Origin of the sequence: Shewanella schlegeliana (assembly GCF_016765635.1) — a bacterium.
Lineage (GTDB): Bacteria > Pseudomonadota > Gammaproteobacteria > Enterobacterales > Shewanellaceae > Shewanella > Shewanella schlegeliana.
In genome coordinates this window covers 308,270-334,473 of the sequence record NZ_JAESVD010000003.1, presented here as the reverse complement: position 1 = coordinate 334,473, position 26,204 = coordinate 308,270, and the positions used below count along the sequence as shown (strand labels likewise).

General features: G+C 45.6%; 29 protein-coding genes. 23 read left to right on the top strand and 6 right to left on the bottom strand.

Features of this window, described 5'->3' with window-relative positions:
- Both JMA39_RS06895 and JMA39_RS06890 read right to left on the bottom strand, forming a co-directional pair.
- Complete coding sequence (locus JMA39_RS06895; protein ID WP_202721092.1) at nt 1–978, bottom strand: KpsF/GutQ family sugar-phosphate isomerase; 978 nt, start codon at nt 976–978, stop codon at nt 1–3.
- Between the two features lie 46 nt (nt 979–1,024).
- On the bottom strand, nt 1,025–1,984 hold the full coding sequence (locus JMA39_RS06890) for a calcium/sodium antiporter (protein ID WP_202721091.1): 960 nt from the start codon (nt 1,982–1,984) through the stop codon (nt 1,025–1,027).
- Between the two features lie 175 nt (nt 1,985–2,159).
- On the opposite strand from JMA39_RS06890, the gene mlaF reads away from it, so the two are divergent.
- The 10 genes from mlaF (at nt 2,160) to JMA39_RS06840 (ending at nt 10,862) form a co-directional block, all read left to right on the top strand.
- Nucleotides 2,160–2,972, top strand: coding sequence for a phospholipid ABC transporter ATP-binding protein MlaF (gene mlaF / locus JMA39_RS06885; RefSeq protein WP_202721090.1), 813 nt, complete (start codon nt 2,160–2,162; stop codon nt 2,970–2,972).
- Nucleotides 2,959–3,744: a lipid asymmetry maintenance ABC transporter permease subunit MlaE gene (mlaE, locus tag JMA39_RS06880; RefSeq protein WP_202721089.1), complete on the top strand. Its 786-nt coding sequence runs from the start codon at nt 2,959–2,961 to the stop codon at nt 3,742–3,744. The genes mlaF and mlaE overlap by 14 nt, the downstream gene beginning before the upstream one ends.
- A 75-nt stretch (nt 3,745–3,819) precedes the next feature.
- Nucleotides 3,820–4,290 (top strand): outer membrane lipid asymmetry maintenance protein MlaD, encoded by a 471-nt coding sequence (gene mlaD / locus JMA39_RS06875; protein WP_202721088.1) that lies wholly within the window; start codon nt 3,820–3,822, stop codon nt 4,288–4,290.
- Between the two features lie 32 nt (nt 4,291–4,322).
- The gene (locus tag JMA39_RS06870; RefSeq protein WP_202721087.1) at nt 4,323–4,982 is read left to right on the top strand and encodes an MlaC/ttg2D family ABC transporter substrate-binding protein; all 660 of its coding nucleotides are present in this window, start codon (nt 4,323–4,325) and stop codon (nt 4,980–4,982) included.
- Nucleotides 4,982–5,275 (top strand): STAS domain-containing protein, encoded by a 294-nt coding sequence (locus JMA39_RS06865; protein WP_202721086.1) that lies wholly within the window; start codon nt 4,982–4,984, stop codon nt 5,273–5,275. The genes JMA39_RS06870 and JMA39_RS06865 overlap by 1 nt, the downstream gene beginning before the upstream one ends.
- 13 nt (nt 5,276–5,288) lie before the next feature.
- Nucleotides 5,289–5,540, top strand: coding sequence for a BolA family protein (locus JMA39_RS06860; protein WP_202721085.1), 252 nt, complete (start codon nt 5,289–5,291; stop codon nt 5,538–5,540).
- 22 nt (nt 5,541–5,562) lie between these two features.
- A complete protein-coding gene (gene murA / locus JMA39_RS06855; protein ID WP_202721084.1) occupies nt 5,563–6,825 on the top strand; it encodes a UDP-N-acetylglucosamine 1-carboxyvinyltransferase in 1,263 nt (420 codons plus the stop codon).
- Nucleotides 6,826–6,965: 140 nt separating this feature from the next.
- Nucleotides 6,966–8,360 (top strand): sensor histidine kinase, encoded by a 1,395-nt coding sequence (locus JMA39_RS06850; RefSeq protein WP_202721083.1) that lies wholly within the window; start codon nt 6,966–6,968, stop codon nt 8,358–8,360.
- The gene (locus tag JMA39_RS06845) at nt 8,360–8,998 is read left to right on the top strand and encodes a response regulator (RefSeq protein ID WP_202721082.1); all 639 of its coding nucleotides are present in this window, start codon (nt 8,360–8,362) and stop codon (nt 8,996–8,998) included. Before JMA39_RS06850 ends, JMA39_RS06845 begins: the two co-directional genes overlap by 1 nt.
- 190 nt (nt 8,999–9,188) lie before the next feature.
- The gene (locus JMA39_RS06840; RefSeq protein ID WP_202721081.1) at nt 9,189–10,862 is read left to right on the top strand and encodes an Ig-like domain-containing protein; all 1,674 of its coding nucleotides are present in this window, start codon (nt 9,189–9,191) and stop codon (nt 10,860–10,862) included.
- 558 nt (nt 10,863–11,420) lie between these two features.
- On the opposite strand, the gene degS is transcribed toward JMA39_RS06840, so the two are convergent.
- The 3 genes from degS to JMA39_RS06825 form a co-directional block, all read right to left on the bottom strand.
- Complete coding sequence (degS, locus tag JMA39_RS06835) at nt 11,421–12,503, bottom strand: outer membrane-stress sensor serine endopeptidase DegS (RefSeq protein WP_202721080.1); 1,083 nt, start codon at nt 12,501–12,503, stop codon at nt 11,421–11,423.
- A 131-nt stretch (nt 12,504–12,634) separates the two neighbouring features.
- Nucleotides 12,635–13,990 (bottom strand): Do family serine endopeptidase DegQ, encoded by a 1,356-nt coding sequence (gene degQ / locus JMA39_RS06830; protein WP_202721079.1) that lies wholly within the window; start codon nt 13,988–13,990, stop codon nt 12,635–12,637.
- Between the two features lie 189 nt (nt 13,991–14,179).
- Entirely contained in the window at nt 14,180–14,536 is a 357-nt protein-coding gene (locus JMA39_RS06825) for a ZapG family protein (protein WP_202721078.1), read from the bottom strand.
- A 299-nt stretch (nt 14,537–14,835) separates the two neighbouring features.
- Here JMA39_RS06825 and zapE point away from each other — a divergent pair, with 299 nt between their 5' ends.
- From zapE to rlmB, 8 genes are all read left to right on the top strand, one after another.
- Nucleotides 14,836–15,945, top strand: coding sequence for a cell division protein ZapE (gene zapE / locus JMA39_RS06820; RefSeq protein ID WP_202721077.1), 1,110 nt, complete (start codon nt 14,836–14,838; stop codon nt 15,943–15,945).
- 366 nt (nt 15,946–16,311) lie between these two features.
- Nucleotides 16,312–16,743: a 50S ribosomal protein L13 gene (rplM, locus tag JMA39_RS06815; RefSeq protein ID WP_202721076.1), complete on the top strand. Its 432-nt coding sequence runs from the start codon at nt 16,312–16,314 to the stop codon at nt 16,741–16,743.
- 14 nt (nt 16,744–16,757) lie between these two features.
- A complete protein-coding gene (gene rpsI, locus JMA39_RS06810) occupies nt 16,758–17,150 on the top strand; it encodes a 30S ribosomal protein S9 (protein ID WP_012156791.1) in 393 nt (130 codons plus the stop codon).
- A 261-nt stretch (nt 17,151–17,411) separates the two neighbouring features.
- On the top strand, nt 17,412–17,600 hold the full coding sequence (locus tag JMA39_RS06805) for a DUF2065 domain-containing protein (RefSeq protein ID WP_202721075.1): 189 nt from the start codon (nt 17,412–17,414) through the stop codon (nt 17,598–17,600).
- Between the two features lie 66 nt (nt 17,601–17,666).
- Complete coding sequence (locus JMA39_RS06800; protein WP_202721074.1) at nt 17,667–18,962, top strand: adenylosuccinate synthase; 1,296 nt, start codon at nt 17,667–17,669, stop codon at nt 18,960–18,962.
- A 185-nt stretch (nt 18,963–19,147) separates the two neighbouring features.
- Nucleotides 19,148–19,771 carry a tetratricopeptide repeat protein gene (locus JMA39_RS06795; protein WP_202721073.1) on the top strand — a complete coding sequence of 208 codons (624 nt, stop codon included), beginning with the start codon at nt 19,148–19,150 and terminating at the stop codon, nt 19,769–19,771.
- A 41-nt stretch (nt 19,772–19,812) separates the two neighbouring features.
- Complete coding sequence (rnr, locus tag JMA39_RS06790; RefSeq protein ID WP_202721072.1) at nt 19,813–22,305, top strand: ribonuclease R; 2,493 nt, start codon at nt 19,813–19,815, stop codon at nt 22,303–22,305.
- Nucleotides 22,306–23,046, top strand: coding sequence for a 23S rRNA (guanosine(2251)-2'-O)-methyltransferase RlmB (gene rlmB, locus JMA39_RS06785; protein ID WP_202721071.1), 741 nt, complete (start codon nt 22,306–22,308; stop codon nt 23,044–23,046).
- A gap of 254 nt (nt 23,047–23,300) precedes the next feature.
- On the opposite strand, the gene JMA39_RS06780 is transcribed toward rlmB, so the two are convergent.
- Nucleotides 23,301–24,044: a DUF481 domain-containing protein gene (locus JMA39_RS06780; RefSeq protein ID WP_202721070.1), complete on the bottom strand. Its 744-nt coding sequence runs from the start codon at nt 24,042–24,044 to the stop codon at nt 23,301–23,303.
- A 336-nt stretch (nt 24,045–24,380) separates the two neighbouring features.
- Here JMA39_RS06780 and rpsF point away from each other — a divergent pair, with 336 nt between their 5' ends.
- The 5 genes from rpsF (at nt 24,381) to JMA39_RS21285 (ending at nt 26,021) form a co-directional block, all read left to right on the top strand.
- On the top strand, nt 24,381–24,794 hold the full coding sequence (gene rpsF / locus JMA39_RS06775) for a 30S ribosomal protein S6 (protein WP_028766438.1): 414 nt from the start codon (nt 24,381–24,383) through the stop codon (nt 24,792–24,794).
- An 8-nt stretch (nt 24,795–24,802) separates the two neighbouring features.
- The gene (gene priB / locus JMA39_RS06770; RefSeq protein ID WP_202721069.1) at nt 24,803–25,108 is read left to right on the top strand and encodes a primosomal replication protein N; all 306 of its coding nucleotides are present in this window, start codon (nt 24,803–24,805) and stop codon (nt 25,106–25,108) included.
- Nucleotides 25,109–25,119: 11 nt separating this feature from the next.
- Complete coding sequence (gene rpsR, locus JMA39_RS06765) at nt 25,120–25,347, top strand: 30S ribosomal protein S18 (protein ID WP_005497284.1); 228 nt, start codon at nt 25,120–25,122, stop codon at nt 25,345–25,347.
- Between the two features lie 27 nt (nt 25,348–25,374).
- A complete protein-coding gene (rplI, locus tag JMA39_RS06760; RefSeq protein WP_012278732.1) occupies nt 25,375–25,827 on the top strand; it encodes a 50S ribosomal protein L9 in 453 nt (150 codons plus the stop codon).
- 65 nt (nt 25,828–25,892) lie between these two features.
- On the top strand, nt 25,893–26,021 hold the full coding sequence (locus JMA39_RS21285) for a hypothetical protein (protein ID WP_269154426.1): 129 nt from the start codon (nt 25,893–25,895) through the stop codon (nt 26,019–26,021).
- Nucleotides 26,022–26,204 lie beyond the last annotated feature (183 nt).

Here is a 26,204-nt window from a genome sequence, read left to right as displayed (position 1 = left end):
TTAAATTACTCCCGCTTTAACCATATCTAGCATGTTTAATGCGCCAACAGGTTGCTGCTTGTCGTTAATCACTATTAAGCCATTGATACTTTTTGTGTCCATGACTTTTAGTGCTTCTGCCGCCAATACGTTATCGGTAATCGTGACGCAACCTTTGGTCATCACATCGGCAATTGGCGTGGTTCGCAAATTGACTTCGGCATCAATAACGCGGCGTAGATCGCCGTCGGTGAAGATCCCGACCAATGTATTGTTGCTGTCGACTACAGCCGTCATACCTAAGCCTTTTTTAGAGATCTCATATAGCGCCTCGGTGATGCAGATATCATCTTGCACGCTCGGTAGTTCAACGCCTTTATGCATCACATCGCTGACTTTTAATAACAGTTTACGGCCTAGGCTGCCGCCAGGATGAGACAGTGCAAAGTCATCTTGGGTGAAGCCGCGAGCCTGCAGCAGTGCAACGGCTAGGGCATCGCCCATGACTAAGGTTGCAGTGGTGCTTGAGGTTGGGGCCAGCCCTAATGGACATGCTTCTTCTGGCACTTCGATGCAGAGGTGTAGCTGAGCAAGCTTTGCCATATTGGAATCGGGCTTACCCGTTACCGAGATCATGGGCAGCCCCATGCGTTTAATAACAGGCATCAAGGTTAAGATCTCGCTCGATTCGCCTGAGTTGGAGATTGCTAGCACGATATCGTTTTCACTCAACACGCCAAGGTCGCCGTGGCTGGCTTCGCCTGGATGGACGAAAAACGCAGGTGTACCTGTACTGGCTAATGTGGCTGAAATCTTGTTGCCGATATGGCCAGACTTGCCCATGCCCATCACGATGACTTTACCAGTACATTGCAAGATTAATTGGCAAGCTTGGGCAAATTCTGAAGAGTCGACGTACTGATACAGATTATCGAGTGCTTGTTTCTCGATATCGATGACCTTGGTACCCCATTGGCGTAGTTGATGTTCATCTACCATTTCTTGGTCTCTCTTTAAATTGCTGCTTAACGTATCGCACCTAGGATTAAGATAGGAAAAGTAACGCTTGGTATGCGATAAATGTAATAAGTAGTACTACGCCATGCCATGGTTTTAGCTGTTTGGCGCGTCCCGTTAATAAGATCAGTATTGCAAGTGCACTGCTTGTTGCTAGCACCATATAAAAATCACGAGTACTCGCTGCGGCATCTACGGCGCCCGGCGCTATGATACCTGGTATAGCAAGTACTGCTAAAATATTGAATAAGTTTGAACCAACTATGTTACCGATAGCAAGATCGTCTTCTTTTTTTAAGACGCCGGCAACACAAGCGGCAAGCTCTGGTAAACTGGTACCCACAGCAATAATGGTCAGGCCGATAACCAGATCCGATAGATGATACGCCTTGGCGATCCCAACCGCGCCTTGTACCATCCAGTCTGCCGATAGAGGCAATAATACCATGCCGACAACCAGCCATAAAATCGCTTTTGCCGTAGGGACATCGGCAGGGATTTCTTCTTCAGCATCTTGTGCCAAGGCATCGCGATTCTTATTGGTCAATGCATGCCAAATTAGGTAGCCCATTAAGCCAAAAAACATCACCAACAGGGTGACGCCTTCAATGCGCGTTAAAAATCCGTCATGCAGGAAGTAACCTACAATTACTGTGGCGACCAGCATCATTGGAATTTCGCGTTTAAGGGTTTGCGAACTGACTGAGATCGCTCCGAGTAACGCGGTTATTCCTAAGATCAATGTGATATTTGCGATATTAGAACCCAGAACATTACCGATAGCGGTATCTGTCATGCCATCGAGTGATGCGGTTGCAGCAACAAACATTTCGGGGGCTGAGCTACCCATAGCAACAATCGTTAAACCGATTAACATTGGCGGTAAGCCAAGATTGCGGGCAAAAGCCGCTGCACCATAAACAAATTTGTCGGCACTCCAGACTAGTGCGCTTAAGCCTGCGACTAACAGAAAAATATTAAATAGCATCGATTCTTAGTATGTTGGGATCTAGCCGCTTATTTTCGCTGTAATTGAATTAAAATGAAAGTATTGAGGTGAGATAGTATCGATTTGGTTGTGCCTCTTTGGTCAATTACGTACAATTTCTCCCTTTCCGGTACGGAAAATGGAAGTTTCCATAATTTAGATGCAGGGCTCTTGCATGACTCAACTCCCCAAAACATTGGTCGAAACTAAAAATATGGCGTTTAGCCGCGGCACGCATGTCATTTTTGAGGACGTGACCCTGTCGATCCCCAAGGGGAAAGTTACAGCCATTATGGGGCCAAGTGGTATCGGAAAAACAACCCTGCTTAAACTGATTGGTGGCCAATTAATCCCCGATAGTGGCTCTGTCACGTTCGACGGTGTCGATGTGCATAAGTGCAGTCGCAGTGAACTTTTTGCCCTGCGTAAGCGCATGAGTATGCTGTTTCAAAGTGGCGCACTGTTTACCGACATGAATGTGTTCGATAATGTCGCCTTCGCGCTCAGAGAGCATTCTGGCCTGCCCGAAGCGATCATTCGCCGTATCGTCTTGATGAAACTCGAAGCCGTAGGCCTAAGAGGGGCTGCGCAATTGATGCCTTCGGAGTTATCGGGCGGTATGCAGCGCCGTGCAGCCTTAGCCAGAGCTATCGCATTAGAGCCTGAGATGGTGCTTTACGATGAGCCATTTGCCGGGCAGGATCCTATCTCTATGGGGGTGTTGGTTAAGCTTATTCGTGAACTGTCCGATGCGCTTAATCTCACCTCTGTCGTGGTTTCTCACGATGTGTCTGAAGTGCTGGGAATTGCTGATTACGTTTATGTCTTAGCCGACAAACGCATTATCGCTCACGGCACCCCCGAAGAGCTGCGTTTGTCTGAAGATCTAAAATTAAGACAGTTTATTGGTGGTGAGCCAGACGGTCCGGTACCGTTCCATTACCCGGCAGAAGATTATAAGAAGGAACTACTTCGTGAACTTGATTGATCAAATCGCTCGATTAGGTCGGGCTGCTATCGAGTTGGTGATAGGGCTAGGAAAAGCCGGACTGATGCTGTGGGGCGCAATAATGCACCGCCCTCGATTTCGAAAAGGGACGCCATTGCTACTAAAGCAGCTATATGTGGTGGGCGTGCAGTCGATGGTAATTATCTTAGTTTCAGGCCTGTTTATCGGCATGGTGCTGGCGTTGCAGGGCTATAATATTTTAGTGGGCTTTGGTACTGAAGAGAGCCTAGGTCCCATGGTTGCTCTAAGCTTATTACGAGAGCTTGGTCCCGTGGTGACGGCGCTATTATTCGCAGGTCGAGCGGGCTCAGCGTTAACGGCAGAGCTTGGTCTAATGAAAAGCACCGAGCAGCTATCGAGTCTTGAGATGATGGCGATTGACCCGCTGAGACAGATTATTGCGCCTCGATTTTGGGCTGGCGTCATCAGCTTGCCACTATTGGCATTGATGTTTACTGCTGTGGGGATTTATGGCGGACACATAGTCGGTGTTGAGTGGAAAGGTATTGATAGCGGTAGCTTCTGGTCGATTCTTCAGGCATCAGTTGAGTGGCGAGAAGATATTGTTAACTGCATGATTAAGAGCTTATTGTTTGCGGTGGTAGTGACATGGATAGCGCTTTACCGTGGTTATCATGTTATTCCTAACCCCGAGGGGATTAGTCGAGCGACAACTCAGACCGTGGTCCAGTCTAGCCTGGCGGTTTTAGCGCTTGATTTCCTGTTGACGGCGATAATGTTTGGTCAGTAGTTGATATGACGATTGAGAGAGTTATCTAGTCGTTAATTATTGTTTAGATTTATTGAATAGAGTGGTAAATGAGTTATGTTGACAAGGAAAATTGAGATTCTAGTCGGTCTATTTTTATTGTCCGGATTGGCAGCCTTTCTAGTGCTGGTGTTTAACGTTGCCAATGTTGAGGTTAAATCCGGTGATAGCAGTTATACCCTGTATGCCAAGTTTAACAACATCGGCGGCCTTAAGGTGCGTTCGCCAGTGAAAGTCGGTGGTGTTGTGGTTGGTCGCGTCAGTGCCATTGATCTCGATCCTAAAAAATTAGTGCCTGTAGTGACACTTTCAATGGATAAGCGTTATCAGGATTTTCCTGAGACCAGCACTCTGTCAATTTTAACTTCAGGTTTGCTAGGCGAGCAGTTTTTGGGGCTAACCCCAGGTTTTATGGATGATGATATTGAGCTATTAGTTGATGGCGATCGTATTGAAGATACTCATTCGGCGTTGGTACTGGAAGAGTTGATTGGCCAGTTCCTCTATAGCATGGGCAAAAAGGATTAGCCTTTTAGGATAAGTAGTTGGAGTATTTTAAGATGTTTAAAGGTTTTTATCGCAGCGTAATGTTAGCCATGATGGCACTGCTTAGTGTTGGGGCTCAGGCTGCCGCAAGTACTGATATCGACCAGAGTAACCCCTTTACTATGGTTGAAGAGGTTGCTAACAAGACCTTTGCCCGCTTTCATCAAGATGAGAAGCTGATTGCAGCCGACCCCGATCACTTAAAGGTGATCGTGACCGAAGAGTTGATGCCTTATGTTGATTATAAGTATGCCTCTTATAAGGTATTAGGTCAGTATCTACGGGATACCACTAAAGACCAGCGCGAGCGCTTTGTTGAAGCATTTAAAGGCTATCTGATTTCGACTTATGCCCAGGCATTTACCGAATATACCGACCAAACTGTAGAATACGGCAGAGCCGAAGACTTTGCCGGTGAGAAGTTTGTCAGCGTCAATATTCAGGTTGTCGAGCAGGGGCGCCCTGCGATTAAGTTGCAGTTCAAGGCGCGTCGCTTAAAAGATGGCACTTGGAAAGCATTTGACTTAATTGCCGAAGGCGTTAGCTTGTTATCATCGAAGCAATCAGAGATCACCAACCTTGTGCGTCAGCAAGGGATAGAATCAGTGATTAACTTGCTGAAAGAGAAGACAGAACAACATATTGACTTGAACGCTAACGAGAAAAAGAGCTAGTGGCCACATTTACACAGCAAGGGATTTATTGCAGCGTATCGGGTCGGTTAGATCAGGATGCGGTGCTCAGTCTATGGAATGGGCGTAGCAGTATTTTAGATCCAGATACCGCATTTTTGCAGCTCTCTGGTATTGAATATTGCGACAGTGCTGGCGTGGCATTTTTACTGGAGTTAGTCAGTATATTTGCCACCAAAGGGGCGACGTTAAAGTTAATATCGCCTTCAGAGCAGCTTAAGAAATTTATTTTATTATACGATTTAAACGACTTCTTTATTGAAGAAGCTAAGTAAGGTGAACAGTTCCATGGAATGTAAAGAGATAGAAACCATCCTTTTAGACGCGCTTTCTTTAGAGGAAGTTAAAGTGACTCAAGAGGGGACACACTACAAGATTATCGCTGTAGGTGAATGCTTTGACGGTATGGGACGAGTGAAGCAGCAGCAGACAATTTACGGCCCATTAATGGCTCACATCACTAGCGGTGAGCTACACGCTATTACGATTAATGCTTTCACGCCAACACAATGGAAGCGTGAAAAAATCTTTAATATGTAATCGCGGATTTTAGAGAGTTAAAGTGGATAAATTAAAAATTGAAGCAAGTGGTGCACTTGCTGGAAACGTGGTTATCTCTGGCGCTAAAAACGCTGCCTTGCCTATTTTGATGGCAGGTGTGTTAGCCGAGACTGATTTCAATGTTTCGAACGTACCAAACTTAAGAGATGTGAATACCAGCTGTGAACTACTGCGCTGCTTGGGCGCTGAAGTGACCCGTTCGGGCACAGATAAGGTATGTATCTCTACCACTAACCTTAATGAGTTCTGTGCGCCTTATGAGTTGGTTAAAACCATGCGCGCATCGATTCTGATTCTAGGTCCTCTACTTGCACGCTACGGCACGGCCGATGTATCTCTGCCGGGTGGTTGTGCAATTGGCGCACGTCCAGTTAACTTGCATCTGCAAGGTCTCGAGCAGATGGGCGCTAAGATTGAGGTTAAAGAAGGCTATATCAAAGCCCGTGTTGACGGCCGTTTGAAAGGCGCCCATATCTTTATGGATATGATCAGCGTTGGCGCGACAGAAAACTTGCTAATGGCTGCAGCATTGGCCGACGGTGAAACCATCATCGAAAATGCCGCCCGTGAGCCTGAAGTTGTCGATCTAGCAAACTGTTTGATCGCTATGGGCGCTAAGATTGAAGGTGCAGGTACCGATACCGTGCGTATCCAAGGTGTAGAGTCACTACAAGGCTGTGACTACCAAGTGATGCCTGATCGCATCGAAACCGGTAGCTTCTTAGTGGCGGCTGCCGTGACACGGGGTAAAATTCGTTGTACTAAAGCAGATCCTAAGTCGCTTGAAGCGGTATTAGCTAAGCTTGAAGATGCTGGCGCCAACATCACAACGGGTGATGATTGGATTGAGCTAGATATGCAGGGCAAGCGTCCTAAAGCGGTTAATATTAAGACCGTGGCTTATCCAGGCTTCCCAACCGATATGCAGGCGCAGTTCTGTGTGCTAAACGCACTAGCAGAGGGCACGGCTACGATTACCGAAACCATTTTCGAGAATCGTTTCATGCATGTACCTGAGCTTAGCCGTATGGGCGCAACTATGGAGCTTGAAGGCAATACCTGTATTATTCACGGTATTGAAAAGCTTAATGGTGCCCAAGTGATGGCAACGGATTTACGTGCGTCAGCAAGCCTTGTGATTGCAGGCCTTGTGGCCGACGGCACGACGATCGTTGATCGTATCTACCACTTAGACCGTGGTTATGAGCATATTGAAGATAAGTTCAAGGGATTAGGCGGACACGTCGAGCGCGTTAAGTCTTAATCGACAGCCTTTTAGGTTAAAAGCCATTTAAGTTTTTTACTTAAGTGGCTTTTTTGTTTTATGAGCTAGCGCAAGTTACAGCCTGAAAAAATAGGAAGCAGATCAAATCATAGCGCGGAGCCAGATGCTATGTTGGGGATATGCCAGTTTTTGTCACGTTTAACATCTATCTTTTTTACGGCCTCGTTTTTTTCTCGATGGGTTGTGCCGTTGTTTTTCGTAATTTCCGTTACAGCCAATTAAAGGTTGCCCCAACTCTTTGGGCATTAGCCGTGTTTGGTTTCTCCCATGCATTTCATGAATGGTCAGAGCTTTATGTGCTGATATTTTCGGATCATATCGCCCCCGAATACCGCTTATTAACCCAATGGCTCTGTTTGGCTAAGTTATTTTTATCCTATGCCGCCTTGATGGTATTTGCCTGGCAGATCTTAACCATCAGTAATAAACGCCTTGCCTATATTGGTCATGGGCTGATTATTGCCTTAATGCTGAGCTATTTCTATTTAGTGATCCCAGATCTGCAGCACCTAGCGGTTAATCAAGCGGGTTTTGCTGAGGCCAGTCAGTACACTCGAATACTGATAGGGTTTGGTAGTGCGGTGCTCGCGGGAATAGGAATGGTGGTTTATGGCAATAGCTTGCGTCAGGAGGAACATGGTTATGGTCTATACTTCGCCCTCTGTGGTATCGGCTTAATGATTTATGGCGTGCTTTCTGGATTAGTGCCAACTGAATATCACTATAGCGTACCTATCTATCGAACACTGGCCGGCGGAGTCATTTTAGTCGCTCTATTTAAGGCGCTTAAAGTATTTGATCTAGAGAAGGAGCAAAAGACTGCCGCTAAGCTGACACGTGCTATCGAGGCGGATAAGTACAAGGCGATAGGTCAGTTGGCAATGGGAGTCGCTCATGAGATCAATAATCCTCTCGCATCGTCCACTTTAGCGCTGGATCTATGGGAACGAAAACATCCTCACCAGTCGGATTCAGAAGCAAATTACCTAAGCCGTGTCCGCTTGGGGATTGAACGTGCATCATCTATCAGTAAAGAACTGTTGAACTATGCTAGGCCTGCATCGGGTAAGCGCTGTTTTGTTGCCTTGAGAGAAGTTTTAGACTCAGGTGTGAAGTTACTGTCACACCGCACTAAGCAGTATAATATTCAGTTGGATTGCAGTGAAAATATTGTTTTATATGCCGAGAGAATCAAGCTAGAAGAGTTGTTTATTAATCTCTTGTGCAATGCCATTGATGCCTCACCGACGAATAGCTCGATTATCGTGAGTGCGACGCAAGATGAGCATAAAGTTAATGTGTCCATAGAGGACTCAGGTTGTGGTATGACAGAGGATGAACTGGCTCGAGCAACAGAATTGTTTTATTCGACTAAGGCCTTAGGCCACGGTACTGGGCTAGGCTTAGCGATTTGTGAGCAGATAGTCGCATTACATAATGGCAAGATGCATATTGTGAGTAGCAAGGAAAAAGGGACGCGTGTGGAACTCACTTTTTATCGGGAGCAGCATTGATGATCACGATTTTGTTGGCTGAAGACGACAGAGAACTTAGCCAAAACATGGTTGAAATACTAGAACTTGAGGGCTTTAGTGTCACCGCAGTTGAGAGCGCGGAAGCCGCGATTAAAGAGAGTGAAAAGCAACATTTTGATATTGCACTAATGGATCTGCTGATGGCTGGCATGACTGGGGTTGAAGCTATCTCGAACCTGAGACAAAACCAACCCTTAATAGCCGTCATTATCATCACCGCTTATGCCACCGTCGATACCGCTGTCGATGCCATGAAAAAAGGCGCCGATAGCGTGATGACTAAGCCCTTTAAGAGTGATGAGCTAATCGTCACCATAAGGCGTAGCCTCGCAGAAAAACAGTTGTTCAAGAGTCGTGTCGATCTTGACCCCGATTTAGTCTACAGCGCTCTGGCTAATCCCTATCGACGTAAATCCCTAAAAGTGCTGGCAACACATAAGGCTGTTAAGTTTATGGACTTATGCCGTTTGGTTGAAATTGAGGACCATACAAAGTTTAATTTTCATCTACGTCAGTTAAAAAAGGCAGGCCTTGTTATGCAAAATGAGAACAAGCTCTACATTTTGACAAATACAGGTCAATATATCTTAACAAATCACAACATTTCTCAAGGCTAAATTTCCTATTTAAACAGTGCGTTATCTTGTTTTTGATAACTTTAGTTCACAACTCTATGGTAGTGGTGAACTCTAGTTATCTATCTCTTTAGTGGTAACTCTTCAATACTTGAAGCATGTCCATAGAGGCATATCAATCGCCATTCCCTGCAACGTTGGCGATATGAATAGCAATGTTGAGGATGAACTTATGAACGCACACATTCCATGTAAAAAACTACTGCTTGCCAGCATGATAACCATGTTGGCCGCTTGTGGTAGCGACAATGATGACAATATTAATTTACCTGAAGTAAACACTCCCCCAGTGGCAGTCGCTGACTTTGCCAATGTCTTAGCTCAAGAAGTGGTAACAATTGATGTGCTTGCCAATGATACAGATGCCGATGGTGATGCATTAACTATCGTTTCTGTAGACTCCGGTAGTGCCGTGATCAAAGACGGTAAGGTTGACTTTACTGCTGGCACAGAGCTAGGAGAGGTGAAGTTTAACTATACGATAACCGATGGCACCGATGAGGCGTCAGCTGTCGTGACAGTGACTGTTGAAGCACAACCTGAACCTGAGCCGCTAACGTATGTTGGTAGCGCCGCGTGTGCTGAGTGTCATAGTGAGCAGCACAAGACATTTGCTAAGACTGGGCATAATTTCAAGATTCAGAAAATCGCTAATGGTGAGCAGCCTAGCTTCCCATACACACCTGAAGCAACGATTACTGGGGCAATTGATCTACTGCAGTTTGCCGGCCCCGATGCAGATGGTACGACAAACAACGATCTTGGCGCACCAACGAGTTACGATGATGTCACTTATGTTGTAGGTGGTTACCACTGGAAGATGCGCTGGTTAGATGCCGATGGCTATATTGTCACAGGTACTAATGTGCAATATAACATTCGCAATGCCGCTGGTGAGTTGAATATTCCAGAAAATCACTTAGATGATCCAGATGTCATGGGGAACTATAAGACTGGAGATTTTAATTACCAATATAAGTGCGGTAATTGTCACACCACAGGCTGGAAGCGCACCACCACTGAAGATGGCGATACACGTAACCTAGATCGCCAAGATGATCTACCTGGTATGGGTGGCACCTTCGCCGAGCAAGGCGTCCAGTGTGAGGCTTGTCATGGCGCAGGTAGCGATCATATAAAGGCTCCGACTAAAGTTAACATCACTAAAATAGCCATGGCTCGTACGACAGACGAGTTCCTAGCCGAAGATATGGCGTTTGGTAAAGCCGTGACTTGTGGTGAATGTCATACCCGTGATGGCGAGAAGGATTATCCAACTTACATTAGCGCCTATAACGCAGCCTTCCCTGATGGCAGTCAAGTTGGTGGCCGTATTATCGCATCAGGAGGTGGTTTATCTAAGCATCACCAGACTGCAGATGAAATGTTAGGTGTCGTACCTGAAGCGCACGGTGACTATCAAGCTGGGGATGAGATTGGTCCTAAGCGTAATATGAACTGTACAACTTGTCATGACTCACACAAGTCTACCGTGAATCAAGATAGTGACGATGGCCTACATACCGGTGCGGTGAAAGAGTGTACTGCTTGTCATGATAAGGAGTTTGCGGAAAATACTTGGGCAGCTGGGCCACATGCAGCAGCTGAGTGTACAACGTGTCATATGCCAGAGCAGGCTAAGAGTGCGGTCAGTAAGGTGGTTAACGGTGTCACCTTTGGTGATGTGAAGTCTCACCTATTTACAATCGACTTAGACCCAGCGGCTAAGCAGTTCACTGAAGATGGCAAGTTCCAGATGCCTTGGTCAACAGCTGAGTACTCATGTGGTAAGTGTCATGCAGACTATACAGATAGAGCTGCGGCGCTGCCTAAAATCCATAAATAAAAACAGGTTCATCACTATTTAGTCCCTCCCGACAAGCCACGCTAACCTATTTAGCGTGGCTTTTTTTGTGGGCGAACTACTGAGTTAAACCGATTAGGCAAGCTAGTTTTAGGTATTTCAGAAGTAGATTCTAGGAAAGGCTGAGAAAGGTTCTAGGTATTTAAAAAGCAGGTGCTAGGAAAAACGAAGAAAGGTCCTAGGTGCTAGGAAAAGCAGGAAAGCGAAGACGGTAGAGCTAAGACGGTAAAGCTAATGCGGTACAGCTAAGGCGGTAGGGCTAAGACGGTAGGGCTAAGACGGTAAAGCTAAGGCGGTACAGCTAAGGCGGTACAGCTAAGATGGTAAAGCTGAGGCTGCTGCTAGAAAAAGTCGCTCTAGTTGAGAGAACAAGCACTAAATGAAAAAGGCAAAACAGCTGAACCTGTTTTGCCTTTTCGCGTTTTATGTTTTGCTAGAACCTAGAACCTAGAACCTAGAACCTAGAACCTAGAACCTAGAACCTAGAACCTAGAACCTAGAACCTAGAACCTAGAACCTACTAGTACTCGAGCCTAGCACCTAATTATAATGAACTGGCTTCTCAGCAATGATAACTGGCACTTCAAAGGACTTGCCATCTCGAATAACCGTCATCATTACTTTTTTTCCAGGAGTGGTTTCGGCAATTCTATCCATCAGCATCTCAACACCAGGAATCGACTCACCTTCGTACTTAGTGATCACATCACGCGGTTGTAACTTGGCGTGTGCAGCGGGGCCGTTACGGTCGATACTGGTAATGACGACGCCTGTCAGATCCGGCAGATTTAAGATCTGTGCCATAACAGGACCAACAGCTTCACCGCCAATACCGAGTGCACCACGAATGACTCGACCATTTTTAATTAGCTTACCCATAATGCTATGGGCTAGTTTGATTGGAATTGCAAAGTTAATACCGTGCCCACCGCCTTCGCCGCCAATCTGGAAGGCCGCAGTGTTGATACCGATAAGCTGACCTGTGGTATCGATCAGTGCGCCACCGGAGTTGCCGGCGTTAATAGCAGCATCGGTTTGCAGGAAGTCTAAGTAGCCAGAGCTTAAGCCGTTACGACCCGTTGCACTGATGATCCCTTGAGTGATGGTTTGCCCTAGGTTGTAGGGGTTGCCAATAGCCAGTACTACATCGCCTACGCGAGCGGGTACATTCAGGTTAACTGGGACGATAGGAAGGTTATCACCTTCAACTTTCAACACGGCTAAGTCTGTTTCGGGATCTGAGCCGACAACTTCCGAGGTAAATTTCCGCCCGTCTTGCAGGGCAACCACGATCTCATCGGCGCGTTTGATTACATGATAGTTGGTAAGAATATAGCCTTCCTTACTCATTATCACACCTGAACCTAGGCCTTGGAGTGAGCCAGGGTTTAAAGGCTTAGATTGATCTATGCTCAGGCTGTAGATATTGACCACGGCAGGCGCGGCACGGCGTACTGCGGTAGAGAAAGATAACTCGCTGCTACTTGTCGATACCCGACTGCTAAGCCCATTTGTTATGCTTTGACCGGTAATGAGTGGAAGAACAAAAATAATCACTACAGCCATGATAAGGCCGAATAATACGGCTTTACCGACATATATAAGTGTGTCTTTGATAATCATGTCTGAGAATAAGTGCTAAAAAGATGAGTTATATTAACATGTTTGTACGTAATACCCATGCTAAAGCGATTTAAACCCTAAAAAGAGAGCCGAGCATATTGCTCGGCTTTCAGTTTAGCAGGTTGGGCTGTCTATCTTAGGATTAAGTAAAGGCTAGTGTTGTCGCGTCTAATTTTTAACGCCACAGAGCCTTTCTGATCTTCTAGCGCCGACTTTAGCGCCTTGAGATCCTTCACCTTAGTCCGGTTTACACCAACTATGACATCGCCTTTGATTAAGCCGCTAGTTGCTGCGGGTGAGCCTTGGGCTACATCGGTGATCTCCACACCCGATGAACGAGAGGTTTCGAGTTTTGCCCCTTGTAGCATAGGATGCACCGCACCTGCTGCCGCTTCAGCTGCTTGGGTTGATTCACCCAGTACAGCGGTGACAGTCTCTTTATCACCATCGCGGATTAAACCAAATTCGACTTTTGTTCCAGCGCCCATGGTTGCGACTTTTGCGCGTAGCTCTTGGAAACTCTTAATACTGCGACCATTAACACTGACGATAATATCACCGACTTTAATGCCCGCTTTGGCAGCAGCACTATCTGGCATCACCTCGTTAATGAAGCCACCGTGCTGGGTTTCAATACCAAAGCCCTTAGCAAGCTCACTAGTGAGGTCTTGGCCCATCACACCAAGCACACCGCGGCGAACTTCACCATGTTCGATGATCTGCTTTACTAGGTTGTTGACCATGTTAGCAGGAATAGCAAAACCGATACCGACGTTGCCGCCACCAGGGGCCACAATCGCGGTATTAATACCGATAAGCTCACCGTTGAGGTTGACTAGTGCGCCACCTGAGTTACCGCTGTTAATCGCAGCATCGGTTTGAATAAAGTTTTCTAGCATTTCGATGCCAAGGCCGCTTCGCCCCATAGCACTGACGATGCCAGAGGTGACGGTTTGGCCAAGCCCGAATGGGTTACCAATTGCTACTGCAAAGTCACCGACTTGCAAGGCATCAGAATCGGCGCGTTTCAGTGCCGTTAGGTTCTTGGCTTTTATCTGTAGTAAAGCGATATCAGACTCTGCATCGGTGCCAATCAGTTTTGCTTCAACTTCACGGCCATCATGTAGCCCAATAAGGATCTCATCGGCCCCTTCAATTACATGATTATTGGTGACGATATAACCTTCTTTAGCATCGATGATAACCCCTGAGCCTAGCCCTTTAAATGGACGCTCCTGCACTTGTTCGCGTGGGGCGTTAGGGCCAAAGAAGTAACGGAAGGCATCGGGTACCTTCTGTTTAGATACATGTGTGCCAGAGACAGCGACAGCAACAACTGCAGGGGTGGTTTTGTGCAGCATAGGCGCTAGGCTAGGTAGCTCTTGTCCATCTACGGCTAAGGGAATTGCAGCTTGAGAGACTACTGGGGCCAGGGTCAGGCTTGCGCCTAATACTGCTGCAGAAAGTAAGGATAATTTAGTCTTCATTTATATGTTGCTCCAATTTTCAAAACTAAAGTTTTCAAAAAATTTCAAAACCAAATGAGCGTGGCTACTTATTGTTGGTACTGCGCCGGGTACTAATAAGTATGCTGTTTCATTCATTATTGGTTCGGACTCAACTAAGTATCAAAAAGTTCATCAATTATTAACAAAGGTTCATTTCCCCCCATGCCTTTAAGCTGGTGTTAGCTCTTTCTCCTCAAGAACCTCAACTTGTTCTTCGCTCTTTTCGATGCTTTGGACTCTCAACTCTGGTAGCTGTTTCTCTGTCACCGGTGCTGTAAACAAAGTGGCAGAAGCATTCCACTGCTGATTGACTCTATTAAGCTGGGCGGTTAATTCTGCCAGTTGCTTATAATGGTCATCAAAGTGATCTGATACTTCTTGTTTGTATTGGCTGAGTTCGAGCTGGGTTTGCTCTAACTGTTCATTATTACTTTTATGACGATTGCTTTTAGCCAGTAAAGTATGACCCACATAGCCAAATACGCCACCAATCACAAATGCGGCAAGGGTTAATGCCCACTCCATATAGACTCCTAAATAAACTTATATGATGCTGATTGAGCCAAATATACATCGCGGCTTTGTAGCGTGGTAGTATTTACTAAAACATTAACTAAAAAATAAATCGTCAAACGGCCCTATGTTTAGCCTGATTCAGTCGTTGTGTATCAATAGTGAGCGAAGTGAATGATTAGCTTACCGGAGCTGATCAAGCATTCTTGCCTGTTAGCATGATACGATTGATTAAAAATAACTCGTCAAACGGCTCGATGTTTTTGAACCGAGCTGATTTGTGTGTCCCCTACAAATAGAGAATGATTTACGTGTCGCAATTAACTCCTTGGCAGCATTATCAACAAGATTTAACTCGAGATGATTTTTCACACGACGCAGCACAAGAGCAGGCGGTAAAGCAACTGCAGCGGGTCTATGATGATCTTATAGCCTTAAACGACAGCCAGAGTAAAAGCAGCAAGTTATTTTCCCTATTTGGTAAGAAGCGTAAGCAAGGTGTACAAGGCTTATATTTATGGGGGGGGGTAGGTCGCGGCAAAACCTACCTTATGGATACCTTCTTCGATGCTCTGCCTGGAGAGAGAAAGCTGCGAGCACATTTTCACCGTTTTATGCATCAGCTGCATATCGACTTAGCGGAGCTTCAGGGCCAGCGAGATCCCTTAGTCATTATTGCCAAGAAAATGGCAGCGCAATATCAAGTTATCTGCTTTGACGAGTTTTTTGTTTCCGATATCACAGATGCTATGTTGCTAGGGACTCTGTTTGAATCACTTTTTTCCGAAGGCGTAGCGCTGGTTGCAACCTCGAATATTATTCCAGATGAGTTATACCGTAATGGCCTGCAGCGTGCCCGATTCCTGCCTGCTATTGCAGCGATCAATAAACATTGCGATGTGCTTAATGTTGACTCTGGCGTGGACTACCGTTTAAGAACCCTAGAGCAAGCCGAGATCTTCCATTCGCCACTCGATGCTAAAGCAGAGCAAAATTTGCGAGAGTATTTTACCAAGTTAGCACCTGAGTCAGAGGTTTCGACGCAAGGTTTAGAGATTGATGGTCGAATCATTGATATTCGTCAACAGGCACAGGGAGTGTTACTCATCGATTTTAGAGCCTTGTGCGATGGTCCTAGAAGTCAGCGAGATTATATGGAAGTCGCTCGGCTTTATCACACCGTGCTACTCAGTAATGTTGAGCAGATGGGGGAGCAGTTAACTGGAGATGATATCGCGCGTCGTTTCTTGGCTATGGTGGATGAATTTTACGAACGTAATGTAAAACTGATCATCTCATCGGCGGTTCCTCTTGAGGAGATCTATACCGAAGGCTTATTAAGCTTCGAGTTTAGGCGCTGTCGCTCAAGGCTAACGGAGATGCAATCTCATGATTATCTGGCGTTGGAGCATATCCCGTAGATTTTAGGCACAAAATAAATAGAAAACTTGTGCAGAATCGCTTATTGTTCGCCACCAAAATTTTCATCAATGACAGTGTATCGCCCTGTGAGGCTGATCTCTTGCGCTGTTTTGCTGGTTTATTTTTGAAATTGAGTGAGCAAACGGACGGAACGAATCAAAACTGATAAGAATTAAACTAAAAAATTAGGTGATTTTTAACTCAGCTTTGTCTATAATCCGCAACCTGCCCTCGTTATCCACCAATTCGGTGGAAGTTGTAAAGCTTATTCTTTGCTCGAAGGGGCGGGGAATGGCACTTTTTGTGTTTCTGCCAATGATGGCATAAACATGTGAGACAGAATTTTAACATTGGGTTTTTGTAAAATGAAGACTACTTTTACTGCTACACCAGAAACAGTCACTCGTGATTGGTTCGTCGTTGACGCCGAAGGTAAAACTTTGGGTCGTATCTCTACTGAAATCGCTGCTCGCCTACGTGGTAAGCACAAGCCTGAGTATACGCCTCATGTAGATACTGGTGACTACATCATCGTTATTAACGCTGATAAAGTTGCTGTGACTGGTAACAAAGCTAAAGGCAAAGTTTACTACTCACATTCAGGTTTCATCGGTGGCATTAAGCAGATCACTTTTGAGAAGCTACAAGCTCATAAGCCTGAAATGATTATCGAAAAGGCTGTTAAGGGTATGCTACCTAAAGGTCCATTGGGCCGTGCCATGTTCCGTAAGCTTAAAGTTTACGCTGGTTCAGAGCATAACCACGCTGCACAACAACCTCAAGTTCTTGATATCTAAACGGGATTATAGCAATGGCTGCAACTCAATACTACGGCACTGGCCGTCGCAAAACATCTACTGCTCGCGTATTCGCTAAAGTAGGTACTGGTAACATTATCGTTAACAAGCTACCTCTAGACGAATACTTCGGTCGTGAAACTTCTCGCATGGTTGTTCGTCAGCCTCTAGAGCTAGTTGAAATGACTGAGAAGTTAGACATCATGGTAACTGTAAAGGGTGGTGGTAACACTGGCCAAGCAGGTGCAATCCGTCACGGTATTACCCGTGCGTTGATGGAACTTGACGAGTCTCTACGTCCTTCTCTACGTGCTGCTGGTTTCGTTACCCGTGATGCTCGTAAAGTTGAGCGTAAGAAAGTTGGTCTACGTAAAGCACGTCGTAAGCCACAATTCTCTAAGCGTTAATTTTCGCTTTCAGAGTTCAAAAAACCCAGCTATATGCTGGGTTTTTTCTTATCTATAATCTACAGATTCTCCGTTACTCTTATCATCGGTTATTTTGCTGTTGGGATAACCTGTAATATGAAAAACTCTGCGAGTAGATCGTGACTCCCTAATCATTTTAGTTCAGCTTACCCTAAGAACGGGTTACACAGTTTTGAACTGCTTAAGTTCACCATTTAAGGTTTTTTTCGCTAGATTGTTCATCCTAAGGAACACTTTGTTATGTCTTTCGAGTTAATCATGCTGTCGTTAGGTTTAGTGCTAATAATTGAAGGAATTGGGCCACTTTTGTTTCCAAATCGTTGGCGAGCCTATTTGAAAGAAATTTCTAATCAAAATCAGCAGCTTTTGCGTAGATTGGGTGGTTCCTTAGTCACTGTTGGAGTCGTACTGTTGATTATTTTTTCATAAATTACTTGCCTACCGCCCCCATAGATCTGCTAAAATCCCGTTTTAACCACTACCGTGCAGCAAATAATGGGCAAAAACGTTGTAGTTCTCGGCACCCAATGGGGTGACGAAGGAAAGGGTAAGATAGTCGATCTTCTTACCGAACAGGCTAAATATGTCGTTCGTTACCAAGGTGGCCACAATGCGGGTCATACTCTAGTTATCGATGGCGACAAAACCGTTCTTCATCTTATTCCATCAGGGATCTTACGCGATAATGTTAAGTGCATTATTGGTAACGGCGTGGTGCTTGCACCAGACGCACTGATGGCAGAAATTAACATGCTTAAAGAGCGTGGCGTACCTGTAGAGGAACGTTTACTAATTTCTGAAGCATGTCCTCTAATTTTACCATTCCATTGTGCTCTAGACATTGCTCGCGAAAAAGCGCGTGGTAATAATGCTATTGGTACAACGGGTCGTGGTATCGGTCCAGCATACGAAGACAAAGTCTCTCGTCGCGGTTTACGCGTAGGCGATCTGTTTGATGCAGAATTGTTTGCAACTAAGCTGAAAGAAGTAATGGCTTACCATAACTTCATGCTAACTGAATACTACAAGTGTGATGCTGTTGATTACGAAGAGACATTGAAGGATGCTCTAGCAATCGCTGACTACTTGAAGAGCATGTGTACAGACGTATCTGAGCTACTTGATCAGGCGCGTAAAGCTGGCGAACCAATTCTATTTGAAGGTGCTCAAGGCACGTTACTAGATATTGACCATGGTACTTATCCGTTCGTAACCTCTTCTAATACTACAGCTGGTGGTGTTGCAACAGGTTCAGGATTCGGTCCACGTCACCTAGATTACGTTTTGGGTATCATGAAGGCTTACACCACACGTGTTGGTGCTGGTCCTTTCCCAACTGAATTGAAAAACGAAATCGGTGACTACTTAGGAACTAAGGGTCACGAGTTCGGTGCGACGACTGGTCGTAAGCGTCGTCCAGGTTGGTTAGATGTTGTCGCTATGAAGCGTGCAGTTCAAATCAACAGCGTAAGCGGTTTCTGCTTGACTAAACTAGACGTTTTAGACGGCCTAGAAGAAGTTAAGATCTGTGTTGGCTACCAGTACCCAGACGGCACTGTAGCGACTACAACTCCTCTAGCGGCTGAAGGTTATGAGCAGGTAACTCCTGTTCTTGAAACTATGCCTGGTTGGAGCGAGTCAACTTTCGGCGCAACTTCTGTTGAGCAATTGCCACAAGCGGCATTGAACTACATTAAGCGTCTTGAAGAGTTGTTAGAAACGCCAATCGATATTATCTCAACGGGTCCGGATAGAAACGAGACCATGATTCTAGTGAATCCGTTTAGTTAATAACAAGAGGCCGCGATAAGCGGCCTTTTTAATGTCTTCCCAGTAAGGAAGTGCATCGCTATAGCTGGACTCAAGAAATACGTTATACTGCCGATGACATAAAATAGAGTATATTCGAGTTATCCTTTAAAATTGCTAGCTTGATAAACGACTATTAGATTAACCCACTGTCATTGAGAATTCTTATGCTGCGTTATGTATTGATTACGATCTTATCGATATCCGCTCTACCGAGTTTCGCGACCATCAAGGCCGTTGATGTCTATACTCAAGAGCAGTTGGTTGATTTGATTCGTACTAAACGTTATTTGACGCAAGTTAAGGGCGATGATTGTCAGATAGTGCAGGATATTGAAGCAAGGGCTGAGGTGCTAAAACAGCCTTTGTATCAGTATCTTTGGGCGGAAATGCTCAATTATGGGATCTGCGTTAAGGCGAATCCGCCGCGTGGGATCTCTATGTTAAAAACCTCTGCCGAGCAGGGGAGTGCCGAAGCCATGGTGAGAATGGCTGAGTATTATCACGATGGTAAGTTTGTCATCGAAGATAAACAAAGGGCGGTGCAGTATGCATTGCCTGCTGCCGCGACAGGCGATCTGCCTGCACGGATGATGTTGGTTCGGTTATTTGGTGAGGGCTATGGTAGTCCTCGAGATTACGAAGTGGGATTTCATTGGCTATATAACGAAGTCTTTAGCGATGAAACCACGCAAGCCGAAGCAATTAACTTGTTAAAGGTGTTAGAGGCAAAGATGCCGCCCAGCGCAGTTGCTAGGGCAAAGAAAGAGCACCTTAGAACGCCACAATAAGCATGGCCCAGAGATGGCCGTGTCACTAATTTGGAAAGTGAATGATAAAAGATCCGCAATTTAAGCGTGAGCAAGAGAAGTACGAAAACCCTATCCCAAGTCGTGAGTATATTTTGGAATACTTACGCTCACAAAAGTCCCCGTTAAGCCGTGAACATATCGCTGCCGCACTGCAAATTGAAGGTGAAGAGCAGTTAGAAGCCATTCGTCGCCGTTTGAGAGCGATGGAGCGTGACGGTGAGCTAGTGTTTACCCGTGGCCAGTCATATGGCTTACCAGAGAGAATGGACCTGTTAACAGGTACTGTGATTGGTCACAGAGACGGCTTTGGTTTCTTGAAGCTAGAAGAGGGCGGCGACGACCTCTATATTAACAACCGTGACATGCTGATGTATTTCCACGGTGATAGAGTGCTAGCTCAGAAGGCGGGAGTCGATCGCAAGGGCCGCCGTGAAGCACGTATTGTACGTTTAGTCGAAGAGCGCAGCGCAGCATTGGTTGGCCGCTTTCATCTAGACGCGGGCATGGGCTTTGTGATTGCCGATGATCGTCGTATTACCCAAGAAATTTTAGTTCCAGAAGAGGATCGCAAAGGCGCTCGCCAGGGCGATATCGTTGTGTTGGAGCTGACTCGCCGACCAGGTCGTTACGTTAAGGCTGCCGGTAAAGTTACCGAAGTGCTTGGTAAAGAGATGGCGCCAGGAATGGAGATTGAGATTGCACTTCGCAATTACGACCTGCCACATACCTGGTCTGGCTTGATCGAGAAGAAGCTACGTAAGATCCCTGATGAAGTGACTGAGGCGGATAAAGAAGGTCGTGTCGATCTGCGCCAATTGCCTTTAGTCACAATTGATGGCGAAGATGCCCGTGACTTCGATGATGCCGTTTACGCTGAGAAGAAAAAATCAGGCGGCTGGCGTTTATGGGTGGCGATTGCCGACGTAAGTCATTATGTTCGCACTGAATCGGCGTTAGATAAAGAAGCGCGTGCTCGTGGTAACTCGGTGTATTTCCCATCACAAGTTATCCCTATGCTGCCAGAGAAGATCTCAAACGGCCTGTGCTCTTTGATGCCAAAGGTCGATCGTCTTTGTATGGTGGCAGAGATGACCATTTCTGCTTCAGGTAAACTATCGGGCTATAAGTTCTATCCTGCTGTGATGCACTCCCATGCGCGTTTAACCTATACCCAGGTTGCCGACATGCTAGAGGGCGGTGAGGTGAGCGAAGAGCTTAAACCTCTGTTCCCGCACCTACAGACGTTGCAGTCACTGTATTTAACGTTGGAAGAAACCCGTGCAGAGCGCGGTGCGATTGCATTCGAAACCACTGAAACCCAGTTTATCTTCAACGAGCAGCGCAAGATCGATAAGATCGTGCCGCGTAACCGTAATCAGGCGCATAAGATCATCGAGGAGTGCATGATCTTAGCAAACGTAGCGTCGGCTAAGTTTGTGAAGAAGCACAAAGGCGAAGTGTTGTACCGTGTGCACGAAGCGCCATCGGAGCAGAAGCTAACCAACTTTAAGGATTTTCTTAAAGAGCGTGGCTTGACGATGGAAGGTGGTTTAGAGCCTGAGCCTAAAGATTACCAAGCTGTGATGGAGCAGATTGCAGACAGAGCCGATGCGGAGCTGATTCAGGTGATGTTGTTACGCTCTATGCGTCAGGCAACTTACACTCCTGATAATGAAGGTCACTTTGGTTTGGCATTAGAGGCATATTCTCACTTTACCTCGCCGATTCGTCGCTATCCTGACTTGATTCTACACCGCGTTATTCGTTACCTGCTTGCTAAGCAGGAGAATGCGGAGTTAACCGATAAATGGACGCCTGACGGTGGCTTCAATTATCAGATTGAAGAACTGGATCTGCTCGGTGAAGAGTGTTCGACCACCGAACGCCGCGCCGATGAAGCAACTCGTGATGTAAGCGACTGGCTTAAATGCGAATTTATGCAAGACCATGTTGGAGATACATTTGAGGCTGTTATCGCTTCAGTGACACATTTTGGCATGTTTGTCCGCCTAAATGATCTATTTATCGATGGTCTAGTGCATATCTCAAGTTTAGGTAGTGACTACTACCAATATGATAATATGCGTCAGCGTTTAGTCGGTGAAGCCTCGGGTCAGGTTTATCAGATTGGTGACACGGTAACGGTTAAAGTGGCTGGCGTGAATCTTGATGATCGTCAAATTGACTTGATGATGGAAGGCGATTCGGCTGGTGGTAGACGTCGCAGACCAACCAAGCCATTAACGGCGCGTGAACGAGTCAATCGTGAAGGTGCAAAGCTTGGTGCTAAGCGTGAGTCTTCTCGAGGCAAAGGCACAGAGGGTGACTCTGAGTCTAAGTCTAAGTCAGGGACAAAACGTAAGCCGAGCCGTTCAGGCGCAAAGTCTAGCAGCGGCGGAAAATTTAAGAGCGGCAGCAGCACTGCAGCTAAAAAGACTAAGACAAAAGCTTCGGCAAAAAAATCTTCAGCAAGTAAAGCTAAGTCAGCCAAGCGTAAAGCGAGTAAGAAATAGATGAAAAAGCAAGATATGACATTTGGGTTACACGCGGTTGAAGCGGTACTGAAAAACAGCCCTGAACGTGTGATTGAGATGTGGGTACTTCAAGGTCGTGATGACAATAGACTCACGCCAATTCTTGAAATAGCAGCTGAGTGGGGCGTCTCAGTACAGTATGCTTCTCGTAAGGCGTTGGATGAAAAGTCAGACGGCGGCCAGCACCAAGGTGTTGTTGCTAAAGTTAAGCCTGCAAAAATTCTTAGCGATAACGATTTAGCTGCGCTACTTGAAAAGACTGAAGTGCCTTTCTTGTTGATTTTAGATGGTGTGACCGATCCACATAACTTGGGTGCATGTTTGCGTAATGCCGATGCCGCTGGCGTTCATGGCGTTATCGTACCAAAAGATAATTCTGTGGGTTTAACTCCTATTGTGAGTAAAGTTGCCTGTGGTGCCGCAGAAATGGTGCCGTTATATCAGGTGACTAACCTTGCGCGCACCATGCGTAGTCTGCAAGAGAAAGGCGTATGGATTATTGGTGCTGCTGGTGAAGCCGATTGTGAGCTTTATCAAGCGAGCCTAACGGGTCCTTTGGCGATTGCCATGGGCGCAGAAGGCAAAGGTCTTCGCCGTTTAACACGTGAAAGCTGTGATACCTTAGTATCAATTCCGATGGCTGGTAGTGTATCGAGCTTAAACGTTTCTGTTGCTACTGGCGTTTGTCTGTTTGAAGCGGTTCGTCAGCGCCTAGCGTAATGAATGAGGGGGATGCGCCTCGGACTTGAGTCTTGCGCTTGATTTCTGGTTAGCATTAACTTTAAAAATGCCGATAAGGTTAACGTCTTATCGGCATTTTTGTATTTATAGCTTGGTATTAATAGCTCTGTATCAATAGCTCTATATCAATCGTTTTGTGATATTTCTTAGCAAGCGTACTTGCCATAGAATTTAGCGGTTGCTTGCTCTGTTTCTAGCCATAAACTTGTGAACGCCCTTGCAACTTAAACCTTCTATTGGAAGGTATAAAGAAGGTTAAAGGTGGTGATAGTGTCGGTTTGCTTTGAACCTTCTGGTACCACTTCGGTGTATTTCACGTTCATGCCGATTTTAAATGCCCAGTCTTGGAAGAGAGTATTTTTGTAACTCATATCTAGCGTTAGCGTGTTGTTGTCTTCACCCGTTTCGGCTGTAAGATCTGCATTCAGACTTGTATACTCTTGCAGCTTCATCTCAAACTTTGCTGCAGTACGTAAGATAACATCTTTGCTGGACTTGGGGATTGGGGCATCGGTTGTGGCAATCGGCAAGTTATAACGATAACCGGGACCGACTTCTAAACTGAGTTTGGTTTTAGAGGTGCTAACGGCATCGAAACCGTAACCACCAGAAACGGTTGCAATGCGGGTATAACTACCAAATTGATCCCAGGTAAAATCTCCACGACCAAAAAAGTAACCGCCATTAACTTTATAGTTCGACTGTAGCTGAAGGTCATACTTCTCTGCCGTTGTTTTTTCGTTGTCTGCAGCAAAGTAAGCTTTAACCGTTCCCTCTTGTCGGGTCTGATTCGTATCGTAAACTAGTTTGGTTCTGCCGTTAAAACTACTCGACTCGGTATTACCCGTGTTGAGCTGAAAACCCGCCTCAATTTCGGCTGTGATGTCGCTAGGTGGCTCTTGGTAATCGGGGGGAACTAAGGCAAAGGCGGACTGCGAGCACAAAAGACCAAATACAATAATGAGAGTTTTTAGCATTCTTCTTATTCTTGATGTTGTTTGGAGTGAGAAGCAACATTTTTGTCGTAGCGACATCATACCTAGAATCAGCTTATGCGCAAACTAGATTGTATTAGCTTTACAGCTTATATAGACCTTATTGGGATCCACGCCCATATGTGAGGCTGGCATGCTGCTTCACGCGAAATTTTTGCATCATGGAGCGTCATTACTAGACTGATTAATAATTGCTTGAATTCTAGCTTGAGTTTATGTAATATTCCGCGGCTTAATTCAGTCACTTTAATTAGTTCCTTGCCTCTATTAGGTTTGACTGAGCCAACAACGAGGCTAGATAACCGTAAGGAGCAAAAAATGCGTCATTATGAAATCGTATTTTTAGTTCACCCTGATCAGAGTGAACAAGTGCCAGGTATGATCGAACGTTACACGGGTATTCTTACCCAAGCTGGCGGTCAAATCCACCGTTTAGAAGACTGGGGCCGTCGTCAACTGGCTTACCCAATCATCGAATTGCATAAAGCTCACTATGTTCTTATGAACGTAGAGACTACTGCAGAAGCGGTTGAAGAACTTGAAACAGCTTTCCGTTTCAACGACGCTGTTTTGCGTAGCATGGTTATGCGTACTAAAGCTGCCATCACTGAAGCATCTCCAATGGCTAAAGCTAAAGACGAGCGCGACACACGTCGTTCATCTGAAGAGCGTGCACCTCGTGCAGAAGCTGCTGAAGAAGTTGAAGAAAGCGCTGAAAACACTGCTGAGTAAGTTTTTTTGTGACCACAAACAATTTGGTATTAGCGGGAACCATTACGCGTTCCAGGCAGTTTGATAGCCCAGCAGGCATTGCCCATACGGTAGTGATGTTGGAACACAAATCGCAGCGTTACGAAGCAGGAATGTTACGCAACGTTTATTGCCAAATCCAAGTTGTATTAAGTGGTGAACGCTTTAATAGCGTTGCAAAAAACCTAAAAGCCGGCGTTGAAATACAAGTCGAAGGCTTCATTAATCTGCAGCAGAGCAGAAATGGTCAAAATCGCTTGGTTTTACACGCTGAAAATGTCGAATTGAAAACTTAGGAGACTGTCACATGGCACGTTATTTCCGTCGTCGCAAGTTCTGCCGTTTCACTGCAGAAGGCGTTACCGAGATCGATTACAAAGATATCGTAACTTTGAAGAACTACATCACTGAAAGTGGTAAAATTGTTCCTAGTCGTATCACTGGTACAAATGCTAAATATCAACGTCAACTAGCTCGCGCTATCAAGCGTGCTCGTTATCTTTCTCTACTGCCGTACACTGATTTACATCAGTAATACTGCATTAATTTAGAGGAATATAAAATGAACGTTATTTTACTTGATAAAATCGCTAACCTAGGCAACTTGGGTGACCAAGTTTCTGTAAAAGCTGGTTACGCACGTAACTTCCTTTTACCACAAGGTAAAGCTGTTGTTGCTAACGCTGCTAACACTGAAGTTTTTGAAGCACGTCGTGCTGATCTAGAAGCTAAGTTAGCTGCTGACCTAGCTGCTGCTACTCAACGCGCTGAGAAAATCTCTGCACTTGAGTCTGTTGTTATCGCTTCTAAAGCTGGTGACGAAGGCAAGCTATTCGGTTCAATTGGCAACCGTGATATCGCTGATGCAGTTACAGCTGCAGGTGTTGAACTAGCTAAGAGCGAAGTTCGTCTTCCACTAGGTGCTATCCGCACTACTGGTGAATTCGAAGTTGAAGTTCAAGTTCACACTGAAGTTAAAGCAATCGTTAAACTTTCTGTTGTTGCAGAAGCTTAATAATTTGCTCTAAGCAAATGCTTTAATAAAAACACCGCCCTAATTTATTAGTGCGGTGTTTTTTTATGCCTGAAAAGCAGGAAAAGCAGGAAAAGCAGGAAAAGCAGGAAAAGCAGGAAAAGCAGGCTGGGGAAGACTGCGAGGCGGGAGTCACTTTTTTTGTAGGTCGGGCTTTAGCCCGTCAATATAGGTAGCATTTAGTCTTGAGCTTAGCCAACGGCATACAAAGGCAGTTTTTTTGTCGGTATAACTAGATATCGAGATGGGTTTATAAAGAAGATTGGAAGAAAACATGGGAGGTAAATCATGCATAGGTGCAAAATAAAAAGGCATATGAGCGCTGCTCATATGCCTTTTTAGTATCTAGCGAGTCCGAA

Coding starts and splice junctions, on each gene's coding strand:
- JMA39_RS06895 (WP_202721092.1), bottom strand. CDS start 978: ATGGTAGATGAACATCAACTACGCCAATGGGGTACCAAGGTCATCGAT.
- JMA39_RS06890 (WP_202721091.1), bottom strand. CDS start 1,984: ATGCTATTTAATATTTTTCTGTTAGTCGCAGGCTTAAGCGCACTAGTC.
- mlaF (WP_202721090.1), top strand. CDS start 2,160: ATGACTCAACTCCCCAAAACATTGGTCGAAACTAAAAATATGGCGTTT.
- mlaD (WP_202721088.1), top strand. CDS start 3,820: ATGTTGACAAGGAAAATTGAGATTCTAGTCGGTCTATTTTTATTGTCC.
- JMA39_RS06870 (WP_202721087.1), top strand. CDS start 4,323: ATGTTTAAAGGTTTTTATCGCAGCGTAATGTTAGCCATGATGGCACTG.
- JMA39_RS06860 (WP_202721085.1), top strand. CDS start 5,289: ATGGAATGTAAAGAGATAGAAACCATCCTTTTAGACGCGCTTTCTTTA.
- JMA39_RS06850 (WP_202721083.1), top strand. CDS start 6,966: ATGCCAGTTTTTGTCACGTTTAACATCTATCTTTTTTACGGCCTCGTT.
- JMA39_RS06845 (WP_202721082.1), top strand. CDS start 8,360: ATGATCACGATTTTGTTGGCTGAAGACGACAGAGAACTTAGCCAAAAC.
- JMA39_RS06840 (WP_202721081.1), top strand. CDS start 9,189: ATGAACGCACACATTCCATGTAAAAAACTACTGCTTGCCAGCATGATA.
- degS (WP_202721080.1), bottom strand. CDS start 12,503: ATGATTATCAAAGACACACTTATATATGTCGGTAAAGCCGTATTATTC.
- degQ (WP_202721079.1), bottom strand. CDS start 13,990: ATGAAGACTAAATTATCCTTACTTTCTGCAGCAGTATTAGGCGCAAGC.
- JMA39_RS06825 (WP_202721078.1), bottom strand. CDS start 14,536: ATGGAGTGGGCATTAACCCTTGCCGCATTTGTGATTGGTGGCGTATTT.
- rplM (WP_202721076.1), top strand. CDS start 16,312: ATGAAGACTACTTTTACTGCTACACCAGAAACAGTCACTCGTGATTGG.
- rpsI (WP_012156791.1), top strand. CDS start 16,758: ATGGCTGCAACTCAATACTACGGCACTGGCCGTCGCAAAACATCTACT.
- JMA39_RS06805 (WP_202721075.1), top strand. CDS start 17,412: ATGTCTTTCGAGTTAATCATGCTGTCGTTAGGTTTAGTGCTAATAATT.
- JMA39_RS06800 (WP_202721074.1), top strand. CDS start 17,667: ATGGGCAAAAACGTTGTAGTTCTCGGCACCCAATGGGGTGACGAAGGA.
- JMA39_RS06795 (WP_202721073.1), top strand. CDS start 19,148: ATGCTGCGTTATGTATTGATTACGATCTTATCGATATCCGCTCTACCG.
- rnr (WP_202721072.1), top strand. CDS start 19,813: ATGATAAAAGATCCGCAATTTAAGCGTGAGCAAGAGAAGTACGAAAAC.
- rlmB (WP_202721071.1), top strand. CDS start 22,306: ATGAAAAAGCAAGATATGACATTTGGGTTACACGCGGTTGAAGCGGTA.
- JMA39_RS06780 (WP_202721070.1), bottom strand. CDS start 24,044: ATGCTAAAAACTCTCATTATTGTATTTGGTCTTTTGTGCTCGCAGTCC.
- rpsF (WP_028766438.1), top strand. CDS start 24,381: ATGCGTCATTATGAAATCGTATTTTTAGTTCACCCTGATCAGAGTGAA.
- rpsR (WP_005497284.1), top strand. CDS start 25,120: ATGGCACGTTATTTCCGTCGTCGCAAGTTCTGCCGTTTCACTGCAGAA.
- rplI (WP_012278732.1), top strand. CDS start 25,375: ATGAACGTTATTTTACTTGATAAAATCGCTAACCTAGGCAACTTGGGT.
- JMA39_RS21285 (WP_269154426.1), top strand. CDS start 25,893: ATGCCTGAAAAGCAGGAAAAGCAGGAAAAGCAGGAAAAGCAGGAAAAG.